Origin of the sequence: Methanocaldococcus vulcanius M7 (assembly GCF_000024625.1) — an archaeon.
Lineage (GTDB): Archaea > AGJL01 > Methanococci > Methanococcales > Methanocaldococcaceae > Methanocaldococcus > Methanocaldococcus vulcanius.
This window is the reverse complement of the sequence record NC_013408.1, coordinates 1-10,704: the sequence shown is the minus strand read 5'-3', so window position 1 is coordinate 10,704 and position 10,704 is coordinate 1. Positions and strand designations below refer to the sequence as shown.

The following is a 10,704-nucleotide window of genomic DNA, read 5'->3' as shown; positions in this document are numbered from 1 at the left end:
TCCTAGTGCTCTAGTGGTTCTAGGTGTAATCGCATGGGGCTTAGAGCCTGGTTACTTGGCATGGATCCAGAGGAAGTTAAGGCCCTAGCTTATCATGTCCAGGAGCTGGAAAAGGAAGTAATCCAACTTAAGGCCCAAGTTAGGGGGCTAACGGAGGTCCAGACTAGGACCCTTAAGGATCTTCTTAGGCTCCAGGCCAACATGGATAAACTACGGGATAAGCTAGACGCTAAGGCTGATAAGAAAGAGATAGATAAGGAATTGGAAAGTTTATCTCGGCTGGTTATGGCCGTGTATGATAAACTAAAGGAGTTGGAAAGCGTATCGGAACTTTCCAGCCTGGAAAGTTTAGAACCTAACGAAAAGGAGCTACTAGTTTTGGACTATATACGGCGTGGTGAGGGTTCCCCGAGTAAACTACTTTCCAGGCTTCAACTCTCCAGTAGGGAGTTATACGATATTCTTAGGCGGTTAGAGAAAAAGAAAAAGATTGGAAAGGTCCGGAAAGGTCGTAAAGTGTATTATGTCCTAATTGAGGAGTGAATAGGCTTTAAATCAAACTTTCCAGCCTGGAAAGTTTTGTTTTAGTTGGTAAAGTTACCAAAGGGCATAGATTACCGTTTTTTGGTGGCGATAAGCAAAGGCCATTTGCTTGGCTTCATGCCTAATAAAACCTCAAAAGTTAGACAAAAATAGGAAACTTGGCCTAGTTCTTTGCCCATTGTTTAGAGATTTTTGCCGTCGGTGGCGGGCCTACATATATATTAACTAGCTCTCCTCATCACCAGGCAATACCTCAATGTAAGCTATGGCCCCTTTGTGGATTATGAGCTTTCGGCCATCTTTGGTTATTAAGCTAACAAAAAACGGATCTCTGGTTTTAATTAGGCCCTCAAACTCCTCCCCGGTGAGGAGCTTAACCCTAACCTGTTTCTTGTGGAGTGTTGCCGTGTAATTCCTGTTTTGGAACATTAACCAGCCCTTTTGATCCTTCATGTCTAGGTGTTCATAGTCCCAAAGCCTAATTTCAGTTTTTCCTAGCTTAAACTTCCGCTTAGAAACGCTCCCCTTCTTCTTTTTGGTGTCCTCCTTTTTCTCTTCTTTCTCCGCTGGTTTATTCTCCTCCTTGGGCTTTTCCTCAATCGCTTCCGGGTGCTCCCTCTCCATGTGGGTTATTACCACCTTCTTGGACATAGCCTTAAACCCACAAATCGGACAAACCCAAACGCCCTTTTCAAACTTGGGTTCCGGCATTCCTAACCCTCCTCCAGCCCTCTAAAGTATCGGGAACGGGTGTTTTCCGTTTAGTAGGTAAACCTTCTTTCTGGCCCTGGTTAGGCCAACATACCAAACCCTTCTTTCAGCGTCTAGCTCCTCCCTGGTTTTCAGAATACTAGACCATTTCCGGGGTAAATCGTTGATTAAAAACACTACGTCGGCCTCCCGGCCCTTTGAAGCGTGTAGAGTATCCAAGTAAATCCTAGCGTCCTTGGGAATACTAACCACCTGGCTTTTTTCTTTCATAAGCTCCTTAATTAACTCTACGGCTATCTTTCCATGCCTAGGGCTTAAACTCTCTATTTTCTCCAAATCCAACACCGAAAACGGGTTTTCTTTAACCTTCAAAATGTCAAAAGGCATAAGGCCCTTTTCTATGGCCTCTATCGTTTTCTCCATCTGCTCGGCGATTTTCTTATAACGCTCCTTCTCTGAAATCCTTTCGCCCAAATGCCAGTCTATAAGCTCGGAATAGTAGAGAATAGTAACCAAATCCGCTACCTCTAGCTCCTCCCCCTTCTTAGCCTTAAGTAGGGCCTGGACCAAATCCCGGAACGTCCCCCACTCCTTGGAACCAGCCTCCCAAATACTACGATAATCTACTTTCAGGTGCTCGAAATGGACACCAGCTAGGATTAACTCCTTTCCTAGCTTTAGGACCTGGCGATTAGTCCTAACCAGGATAAAGATACTATGGCCCTCTTGAGCCTCTCTAACCAAGTCGTTTAGGAAATCCGGGAACCAAAAGAGCTTATACTTAAAATCGCCTAAATCCGTCCGAGGGGCTACCGTCTTCTCCTTCCTATGCCTGGTTTTGCTAATCACCGTTAGGGCCTTAGCCTGGACCACGATAGGAAGCCTATGGGACTTCCTAAGGACCACCTCCAGCCCCGGAACGTAGTTCATAAGCCTAGGATCTGCCCCCTGGTAACTAAAAATCGTCTGGTCATCGTCCCCGGCGATAATCACTAGATCCATATGGTTGGCCAAGAGCCTAAAAATCTCGAACTGAAGCGGGCTTAAATCCTGGAATTCATCAACGATAAGCACCTTAGGGCTGTACTTATGCCCCGGAAGGTTCCTAGGGTCAATCTCCCCACTCTTAAGGCCCTCATATGCCCTAATCAGCATATCGTTATAGTCCAAGATCCCCTTTCCCTTTTTGTACTCCTCCCAAAGCGGAGGAAACTTCCAGAGCTTAGGGGCCAGCCTCTTTAGAGCCTCATAACGGGCCTTAGGTCCCTTGGTGGGATAATAGACGTTATAAGCCCAAGTTAAGGCGTTCCAAAGCTGGTTACCCTCATTAAAGACGTTGGAATAACCCATTTCCGAACTCTCGAACCTTAACCCATTCTGCCGGCAAAAATGCCTAAACCAGTCCTCCGGGCTTAAGCTTCCGAAGTTTTGAGTTATAAGCCCATCAACCGCCCCACTATCAATAAGAAGCCTAAAAGCTATTCCATGCACCGTAGAGTAGTACCGGCCCGGCTTATTCGGGCGGTCCTTAACCTTAATGCCAGTTCTGGCCTCAAACTCCTTTAAAGCGGAAGTTTGGAACGTCATAAAAATAACGTCCTCGGCCCCGTACTGGCCAAAAGGAAGGCTAAGGCCATAGTTCTCTAAAAACTCCGTGTGGTCCTGGAAGCCTATAAGGTGCTCAATAATCCTAACTAAGGCCGTAGTCTTTCCCGTTCCTGGTGCTCCGTAGAGCTTAATAATCCTCTCCCTCGGTAGGGAGAACTCAAAAGAGGTAACCGGAAGGGCCTCACTCATTAGGCTCCACCCCTACGGTCCTCTGCAATTTGCCCCCATCTCCCATTTTCACTAGACCCAAGTGCATGAGCCTAGCCACCGCCGTAGTTACCTCTTCCTCGGACTTCCTAGCCTTCTCTCCAAGGTCTATAAGCTCGGTTATGTCCTTAGGCTCCCTAGTAGCCTCTAAAATCAGTTTCTCCAACGGGGTTAAGTTTACGCCAACGTCCTTAAGGTCCTCCCCAGGTTTCTGCTCCTCGGTCTTAGGCTCCTCCACCGTCGGGACCTTAACCCTAACCTCTATCCCATGCTCCTCCAACCACTTAACCCGGATAATCCAGAAACGGGCTTTAGTCTTATCGTCGGTGTAGCTATCCCTCTTTACGGCTATCTTATCAGAAACTCCAATTATTGGAGCATTCGGAAGCCTTCTAAGGTCCCTAATCAGTTTTTGGGTGGTGTAACCCTCTAGACCAATACCCCCGATTAAATCGGCCTCTATTAGGTCCTTATGGACATAGAGTAGCTTTCCGTCTTTACTTAAAAACGGCTTATCTTTGGCTTTAAGCTCCCAGGGTAAAGCCCCGTCCTCTAGGAGCCTCTCCATCTCCTCCCTAAACCACTCCTCGACGGCTACCAGCGGACTAAGGTAGTTCTGGACAATCCTAGCCCTCTCTAGTAGAGCCTCCAGTATCTCCAAGGCCTCCTCCGGCTTAATCAACGGATCAGCATAGAGCACACTAAGGAAACCGGCGAACTTCTGAACCAGCTTAGACCGAGGAGTTAAACTAGAGGAATAAGCCTCCATAAACTTATTATCCCCCGCCTTTATCTCGATGAAATCAGCCCCGTAAAGGTTCACTTCCTCAACGCTAGCTAAGGCCTCCTCAACCCGGTTAATCGGAGCCACAAAGGGACACTTAAGGCTACAAATCTTGAAGCTGGTGGCCCTCTCTACCTCCTGAACCATGCCACACTTAAACGGCTTAGCCTCCTCGTAGAACTTCTTAAACCGCTGGAGTATCTCGACCTGTTCCGTTACGTCTATAACGTCCCCATAGAGCTTAGAAAGTAGGAACTCAAAAAGAAGCACCTTCTTATCTTTGCCTCCCTGGATCCTCCCCGTAGTGTAGCCCCTAGCGTAGTACTTGAACCAAGACGCCAGGACCTTAAGGCCCTCGTCTATGATCCTGCCCTTCTTGGTGTCGTAGAAGAGGGGCCTAAACGCCAAGGCCTCAATGCACGGCGGGAGCCTCATTCTAGACGGCTTAATAAGGTCCCTAACTATCTCCTCGTAGAACCCCTTAAGGCTCTCCTCGGTGTAGCCAAAACGCCTAACCAGGATAACGGCTAGATCCTCTCCAGTAATAGGCTCCTCAGGGTCTAAGCCTAGCTCCTTGACGAACCCATTAAACGCCAACTCATTAAAGCGGATCTTTCTACCCTTAGCGTCCAAGTAATAGAACTGGCCAGGCTTCCGGAGATTAGCCAGGGTAACCATGTTAGTATCTTGCTTAAGGGCCTCCATGATGTAGTGAGCCAGTACCAAGATCTTCCGCTTCTCCCCAAAATCAGCCCACTTAACCTTAGACCTCAAAAGCTCAAACTCAGCCTTTTTCTCTTTGAGGAGCTTATAGCGGTGGTAGAGGTTATTAGAGTGCTCTAAGTCCCACTTAAGGGCCTCCTCCTCAGCCTTCTTTCTCAATGCCTCAACACTAACGGGAACCTCATTCACCCTTTCCTTAACTTCCTCCTCCTGGAGTTCTAGAAGCTCCTCATCAGGAACCTCGAAAGATAAAATCCAGCCCTTAATGGTCATTCTGGCGATAGGACTAACTCCCAACTCCCTAAGCTCAGCTACCGTTACCTTCCCGGCCTTAGGGTTCCTAGCTTCCCATAGGTCCAGAGCCTCTAGAACCTCCCTGTACGGGTTCCTTAGTCCCTGTCCCTTAGTCTCCGGATCAGCACCCAGAACCGTACCCCGATTAGGAGACGGTAAATTATTTATAGTCTCCCGTTCCATCTCCATATGAGATACCTCCTTGATATGTATTTGATATCTACCGGAGTATCGCCATCTGCCTGGACACCCAGCCCAAACCCAGCCCAGGCTACTAGGCCCTCATTAGGGCTCATTTTATCTTTACCCCCCTTTTCTCTAACCATTCCCTCTTAATCGGCCAAGGCCTTACAGAAACCTTCCGTCCGCTTTCGTCAGGAATTTTAATCGGATACGCAGTCCCCAGAACCTCAACTATTGGGCTATCCTCCAACTTCCTAAGATCTCTCAATAGCTTTTGAGTGGTATAACCCAACAGGTGAGGAGCTTCAGGTATAAACTCCTCCACTAGCGCCCTTGGAACGAGGATCACTCTTTCATCTTTACTCAGAAAAGCCCTGTTGGGCTTTTTATTTTCCCAGGTATCTACACCCCTGGCTACAATTCTTTTCATGATCTCCACAAAATCCAGTTCAACGAACTTTAGGTTGTCCTGTTGCATATTATCACCCAGTCCAGGCTATTTTACTCATCATTAGGGAATCAGGGTAAATAAAGTTTTCGTCGGTTTAGTAGTTCACGGGTTCACTTTGAAGTGAACCTAAAAGATTTGTGGGGTAAATTTGGGGTAGATGTAATTACTTAAAACAGTAGTTCACGTTTAGCCCTAAAATAGCCCAAAATTCTTGGGTCCTATCCTAATCCATTTCTAGAAAACTGCTCTAGGGCTTCTAGCCTTCAAATTTAGCATCAAACTATCCCGCCTAATAGTGAATATCCCACGTCCCCCACGTCCCCCACGAACCCCTGATATCCCAGATACCCCAAATTTTGTGGGGGTAAATCTGATTGTACATATTTGTCATGAGATTTTAAGGGGTTGGTGGGGTTGATGGGGTTGGTGGGGCTGATGGGGGATTTGGGGTATCTTTACTTTACTAACACCATAAGTAGAAATTAGGAGTGGAAAGTTGAGAGAATAGAGGAAATTAGAGGTACGGTCTATTAGGCGAGACATAGAGACAAGGGAGTGTACATTACTCTGCATTGGATAAGCCCCTAGAGGGCTTTATAGCCAAAATAGAGGAACCAACTTCACCTAATAGTATATGCTACCTTCCTACCTTTGCTACCTTTCTACCTATCTAACCCATGCTACCTTTCTCGTTGAGTTTTTTGGGTTGTACATATATGACGGACCAAGATGGGTAGGATTGGTATGATAGGTAGAAAGGTAGTTTAGGTAGAAAGGTAGCAACTTTACTATACTAACACCATAAGTAAAAAATTGGGGGGAAGGAGCGGGAGGAGAGAAAGATTAGTAGCCTGGTCTATTAGGCAAATAAATTAGGCGTTATCGGACAAAACCAAGGCCTGGCTAAGCTCTAAAAAATAAAACTGGCCTTCCCACACAGTTAAACAAAAAACTAGGCTTCTTAACGGAATTAAATTTTTCCCGGGTGGGTTTGGTTCGGTGGGTGTCGAAAGTGCAGCCAGGGACCTGGCAGCAGCTCGGGGCCTAACGGAGGGAGGAGAAAGCCCCGTTAGTGTTCTTTCTTGTGCATTTAGGCAATTGTCTAACTCATGTCCCGGGACCTGGCTAGGATCTATGAAAAAGAAAAGGTCCTAAGGTCCTTCTAATACACAAAAAAGGAGAGTGCCGTAAAAGGTCAATCTAGCCTTATTGGAGTTTTCCGGTAGAGGCTTATGGCTTCCTCTGGAGTTCTTGGCTGGAAGCGGTAGATCTTTATGGTTAGGGGCCTTTCTATCCAGCCCTCTAGGAGCCTTAGTTTATAGGTCCCTTTCATGGTCCTAGCTTTTTCTATGGCCTGGCTTATGGCTTCCCTCTCTATGGCCTTCATTCTCTCTAGGGTCTTTTGGTAGTCCTCGGGTAGGTCTTCCCCTGGTAACTCTCTAATAATCCTCCAAACGCCTAGTTTATCTTTCAGTTCTTGGTATTCTTGGTTTTCGTCTAGGAGCCTCTCTAAAACGTCCCTAACTTTGAGGAGCTTAATGGCTTCTTCTAGCTTTTTACTGGCCTGTTCTATCTTTGGTAGAATAAGCTCGGCTGTATCGGGAGTTATGGGAAATATGAACTTATTTCCGCTTTTCCAGAGTTTACTAATCTCCGCTACACTTGGAAGCCCTAAAATAAGGTTTCTGGCTTTATCTATTAGCTCGTTGGCCTTTCCACTTAGGTTGGCGATATCTACTACTTTCTCGGATCCTATGTCCAGTAGGGTTAGCTCCAGGGTGTTGATTTCTGGGATCGGCCTAACGCTTATATGGATTTTATAGAGGCGGTCCCGTCCTAGTGGATCCTCTAGGAGTAGTCCTAGCTGGTTCTTGGGGACGGGTATAACGTACCTACGGCTATGCCTCCAAATTGAGCCGGCAAAGGTGGTTACCGGCTCGGGGGTTTCGTTTTCCGGGTCCATGTTTCTACCTCCGGGTACTAATTCCTATATTTTGGTATGCCTAAACGGGTATTAATAGGTATCGTTTAGGGTGTTTGTATCTATATAGTCTCCTAAATTGGCATTGATTAAGGTACGAAATCCCTTATTCCGTACCTAGTTTAGTCTCCTAATTAGTCTCCCAATTGGTGCCTTTGTTGTTATGTATGGCCCCATGTTGCCCGGTTAATACAGTTATTAGGATCGGAGCTTAGAAGCGGGAGTTTTGGCTTATTTGAGGCTGTTACGCCTTCCGTTAAGGAGTTAATAAACCCCGTAAAAATGAGATTGGAGAGGAGTTCTAGGAGTTAGGGGGTAGATGCCTTGGCTTTTTCTTGGAGAGCCTTTAGCACACTCTCTTTAAGCCTGATGCCCTTTAGTTCGTAATAACTGGCGTCTATTCTGTCTATGGCCTGTCTAACTAGCTCGGTCTCTATGCCGGCCCTTTCCCATCGGATTTTGAGAAGAAACCAGGGGGTATAGGGTTTTCTCCATATTTGCCTGGCGTAGGCTTCTAACTCGGCGTGGGTGGGGCTTTTGCCGGTGGTTAGGAGTTCTAGGGTTGCTTTTCTGATTATGTGCCAGTTCTCCGGGAAGCGGTGAACTATGGCCAGTTTGACGTGGGTGGGGAGCTCTAGGACTTCTCCCCTGGTTAGGTATATTTCGGGATCCTCATTCATTTATGGGATCCCTCCTTAGTAGGTCCTCGGGGATTATGTAGGCCTCGGCGTGGGTTTCATCAACTAGGCTAAAGAAGATATACCGGCTTAGTTCCTCCCCTCTGGTTAGGTTAATCTCTGGTAGTTCCTCGATGTAGGTAATATCGTGGTATAGTATTCCTAGGTCATCTTGGTTGGTGTCCTCGGTTATGAGGTAAAGCGTCCCGGTGTAGGTCATTCCTATTTCGTAGATGTCCCACCTGTTGGCTATTCCCTCTAAGAGGTAGGGGAGGGCTAACTTTAGTCCTTCTTTCTCTTGGGTGTCCCTGTTGGTTATAATGTAGATGTATGTAATTTTGCCGTATTCGGTTCTTTTGACTTCCCTAATTCTTAGGGGAACCCTAAACTCCTGTTGGAGATTGTTTAGGTATTCCTTAATGGTTATCTCCATTTTCCTCACCTCGGCTAGAGTAGGTCGCCGAGGGCCTTATATAGGCGATAAAGTCTTTTCCTGAATAGTGGGCTTAGTTCGTACCCTTTGAGGGTTTTAGCAATAAGGCCAAGCTCTATGAGTTCCCCTAGGACCTTGTAGGCGTAAACCTCGGATATGCCTAGGTCCTCTCGGATCTCTGGTATTATCTCGTTGCCCATCTCCCAAGCCTTTACTTTCCCCTTCCGGTCTAGGAAAGCCTCTAGTAGCTTTCTGGCTACTTCTCGTTTCTTGGGCGTGCTTAGTTTCCCGTTCACGTCCTTGAAAAATTCTAGGAGTTGGGTTATTGGTCCCTGGCTCATTGTGGCCCTCTCCCTCTTAATTGTTCTGTTAAGTATTTAACACTTTCGTTAAGTAGGGGGTAGGTGTTCTTATCTTTCCGCCGTTCTTTTCCTTGGTTCAGCATGTTTAAACCTCCTTTCAATTTTCTGGGAGTGGGGAGATTGTTTCTAAGTTGGGAAAGTTGGCTAGGGGACTTTTGGCTAGTTGCCTAGTATAGTTCTAGGTTCAGGGACTACTTAACGGTTTTGTTAAGTAATAAAAATAGGTGCCGTCTAACCTTGGTTATTGGTGGCCAGGTTCCAGGGGAAAAATAACTTTCCAAGTTTCCACACGCACCCTAAAGGCTTAATACCCTAACACCTTTGCATTATGTAGGGGGAAATAATGGTGTTTCGGATTGAGGTTCATCCTAAGGTAATAAAATCCGCTCCCAAGGTTCTAAAACCGGCACATCTGAGAAAGTTTAGGGACTTTCTTAGGGAGCTTCCAGAAAACCCAATTCCTGACGGGTATGATATTAAACCGCTGACTGATGTTAAAATCTATGGATGTGACAGTTATCGCCTTCGTCTTGGTGATTATAGACTTCTCTATGCTGTAGATTGGAATGAAAAAATTGTTTATGTAGTTCGCTTAGATCCGAGAGAGAGGGCATATAAAAAACGCTAATCACTCGTCTAAAAGTTCGGAAAGCATCTTAATGGCTTCATCGCCGCTAATAGTTTCTACCCTTCCCTCTATCATGTCCTTTAGGTCCTTCTCAAAAGCTTTTAGGGTTTCTTCATCCACTTCCTCAACTGGAAGACTCTCCGCCTTCATTTTGAGAACTATAACCCTCAATTCTTCTAACTCTTTCTCCATTTCGTTAATTCTCCGGAGGATAGCGTTAGGGTTATGGATTACTTCGCTCATATTCATCAATATGGGTTAGTCATGGTAGGTTAAATATGTTTCTGGTGTTTTGGTCTGGTATATTTCACACTTTGGGAGATCCTGTTAGCCTCGGAAAAAGTTGGGTCCTGGAATTTTACCACCGGGGTACGTGGTGGACCTCTATATATACAATGTCTAAAAAATAAAAAATCCAATCTAAACCCCCGGGAGATCCTCGACTATTCTTCCCACATACTCACCTTCCTGAGGGGGGCACCCCTAGAGAAGGGAGGCCCAAAATTTCGGGGCATTAATTAGATATCTATAGAGGGTGTCCTTATTGTATTACAATACACAGGGGCCCTTCCTTGTATTGCATAGACGGGCTTTTGTGTGTTGCATACTTAGGTAGGTCCAAAGCCCAAGACGTTAGTTTAGATAGTCTAGTAGCTTAAGTTAGCCTCTGCCTGGTTACTCCTCTGAAAGGGCTTAGGTTAAGGCTCAATTTGGCGGGGGAGCCTCTCTAGTGTCTTGGATTTTTGGCTTAGTGCCTTGGCCTATAATTGCATTGAAGTAAAATAATAATCCAGGGGGAGGGGGTCCAAGTAGAAGACTGGCAACCGTGCCCAATAGGAGGCATGTACGGGCTTCTTTTGGGGCCTCTCGGCGGTTACTTTTGTGGGTTGTTTTCCCTAAAATAGAACCAAGGAGGGGGAGGGTAGCCCCCTATGTATGGCCCCCGAGATAGTAGGTCCAGAGCATGAAGGTAAACGGGGCATTATCCAGCCTTTATTCCAGGCCTATAGGTGGTTACTTCCCTAGGTTGCATGTCTAAACATACATATTGAAAGGGGGGGTAGTGCACCGGTGGGCATGGATACCCCTAACCCTAGGGGTCGGGAAACCGTCTTATAC

General features: G+C 46.3%; 11 protein-coding genes. 2 read left to right on the top strand and 9 right to left on the bottom strand.

Going from position 1 to position 10,704, the window contains the following annotated elements; translation table 11 throughout:
* Positions 1 to 33: 33 nt before the first annotated feature.
* Complete coding sequence (locus tag METVU_RS08785; protein ID WP_012819843.1) at positions 34 to 543, top strand: hypothetical protein; 510 nt, start codon at positions 34 to 36, stop codon at positions 541 to 543.
* 225 nt (positions 544 to 768) lie between these two features.
* On the opposite strand, the gene METVU_RS08780 is transcribed toward METVU_RS08785, so the two are convergent.
* The 8 genes from METVU_RS08780 to METVU_RS08745 form a co-directional block, all read right to left on the bottom strand.
* Positions 769 to 1,254 carry an Hfq-like protein gene (locus METVU_RS08780; RefSeq protein WP_012819842.1) on the bottom strand — a complete coding sequence of 162 codons (486 nt, stop codon included), beginning with the start codon at positions 1,252 to 1,254 and terminating at the stop codon, positions 769 to 771.
* 21 nt (positions 1,255 to 1,275) lie between these two features.
* Positions 1,276 to 3,051, bottom strand: coding sequence for a UvrD-helicase domain-containing protein (locus tag METVU_RS08775; RefSeq protein ID WP_012819841.1), 1,776 nt, complete (start codon positions 3,049 to 3,051; stop codon positions 1,276 to 1,278).
* A complete protein-coding gene (locus METVU_RS08770) occupies positions 3,044 to 5,059 on the bottom strand; it encodes a hypothetical protein (protein ID WP_012819840.1) in 2,016 nt (671 codons plus the stop codon). Before METVU_RS08770 ends, METVU_RS08775 begins: the two co-directional genes overlap by 8 nt.
* A 103-nt stretch (positions 5,060 to 5,162) precedes the next feature.
* Entirely contained in the window at positions 5,163 to 5,531 is a 369-nt protein-coding gene (locus METVU_RS08765; RefSeq protein WP_048197130.1) for a hypothetical protein, read from the bottom strand.
* Between the two features lie 1,168 nt (positions 5,532 to 6,699).
* A complete protein-coding gene (locus METVU_RS08760; protein WP_012819837.1) occupies positions 6,700 to 7,467 on the bottom strand; it encodes an SIMPL domain-containing protein in 768 nt (255 codons plus the stop codon).
* A gap of 326 nt (positions 7,468 to 7,793) precedes the next feature.
* A complete protein-coding gene (locus METVU_RS08755) occupies positions 7,794 to 8,165 on the bottom strand; it encodes a hypothetical protein (protein WP_012819836.1) in 372 nt (123 codons plus the stop codon).
* Complete coding sequence (locus METVU_RS08750) at positions 8,158 to 8,595, bottom strand: hypothetical protein (protein ID WP_012819835.1); 438 nt, start codon at positions 8,593 to 8,595, stop codon at positions 8,158 to 8,160. Before METVU_RS08750 ends, METVU_RS08755 begins: the two co-directional genes overlap by 8 nt.
* Positions 8,596 to 8,609: 14 nt before the next feature.
* The gene (locus METVU_RS08745; protein ID WP_012819834.1) at positions 8,610 to 8,936 is read right to left on the bottom strand and encodes a hypothetical protein; all 327 of its coding nucleotides are present in this window, start codon (positions 8,934 to 8,936) and stop codon (positions 8,610 to 8,612) included.
* A 364-nt stretch (positions 8,937 to 9,300) separates the two neighbouring features.
* Here METVU_RS08745 and METVU_RS08740 point away from each other — a divergent pair, with 364 nt between their 5' ends.
* Positions 9,301 to 9,585, top strand: coding sequence for a type II toxin-antitoxin system RelE family toxin (locus METVU_RS08740; protein ID WP_012819832.1), 285 nt, complete (start codon positions 9,301 to 9,303; stop codon positions 9,583 to 9,585).
* On the opposite strand, the gene METVU_RS08735 is transcribed toward METVU_RS08740, so the two are convergent.
* The gene (locus METVU_RS08735; RefSeq protein ID WP_012819831.1) at positions 9,586 to 9,828 is read right to left on the bottom strand and encodes a hypothetical protein; all 243 of its coding nucleotides are present in this window, start codon (positions 9,826 to 9,828) and stop codon (positions 9,586 to 9,588) included.
* Positions 9,829 to 10,704: the final 876 nt, after the last annotated feature.

Bases quoted from the DNA above. Each gene is read 5' to 3' on its own strand.
- METVU_RS08785 (WP_012819843.1), top strand. From the start codon at position 34: ATGGGGCTTAGAGCCTGGTTACTTGGCATGGATCCAGAGGAAGTTAAG.
- METVU_RS08780 (WP_012819842.1), bottom strand. From the start codon at position 1,254: ATGCCGGAACCCAAGTTTGAAAAGGGCGTTTGGGTTTGTCCGATTTGT.
- METVU_RS08775 (WP_012819841.1), bottom strand. From the start codon at position 3,051: ATGAGTGAGGCCCTTCCGGTTACCTCTTTTGAGTTCTCCCTACCGAGG.
- METVU_RS08770 (WP_012819840.1), bottom strand. From the start codon at position 5,059: ATGGAGATGGAACGGGAGACTATAAATAATTTACCGTCTCCTAATCGG.
- METVU_RS08765 (WP_048197130.1), bottom strand. From the start codon at position 5,531: ATGCAACAGGACAACCTAAAGTTCGTTGAACTGGATTTTGTGGAGATC.
- METVU_RS08760 (WP_012819837.1), bottom strand. From the start codon at position 7,467: ATGGACCCGGAAAACGAAACCCCCGAGCCGGTAACCACCTTTGCCGGC.
- METVU_RS08755 (WP_012819836.1), bottom strand. From the start codon at position 8,165: ATGAATGAGGATCCCGAAATATACCTAACCAGGGGAGAAGTCCTAGAG.
- METVU_RS08750 (WP_012819835.1), bottom strand. From the start codon at position 8,595: ATGGAGATAACCATTAAGGAATACCTAAACAATCTCCAACAGGAGTTT.
- METVU_RS08745 (WP_012819834.1), bottom strand. From the start codon at position 8,936: ATGAGCCAGGGACCAATAACCCAACTCCTAGAATTTTTCAAGGACGTG.
- METVU_RS08740 (WP_012819832.1), top strand. From the start codon at position 9,301: ATGGTGTTTCGGATTGAGGTTCATCCTAAGGTAATAAAATCCGCTCCC.
- METVU_RS08735 (WP_012819831.1), bottom strand. From the start codon at position 9,828: ATGAGCGAAGTAATCCATAACCCTAACGCTATCCTCCGGAGAATTAAC.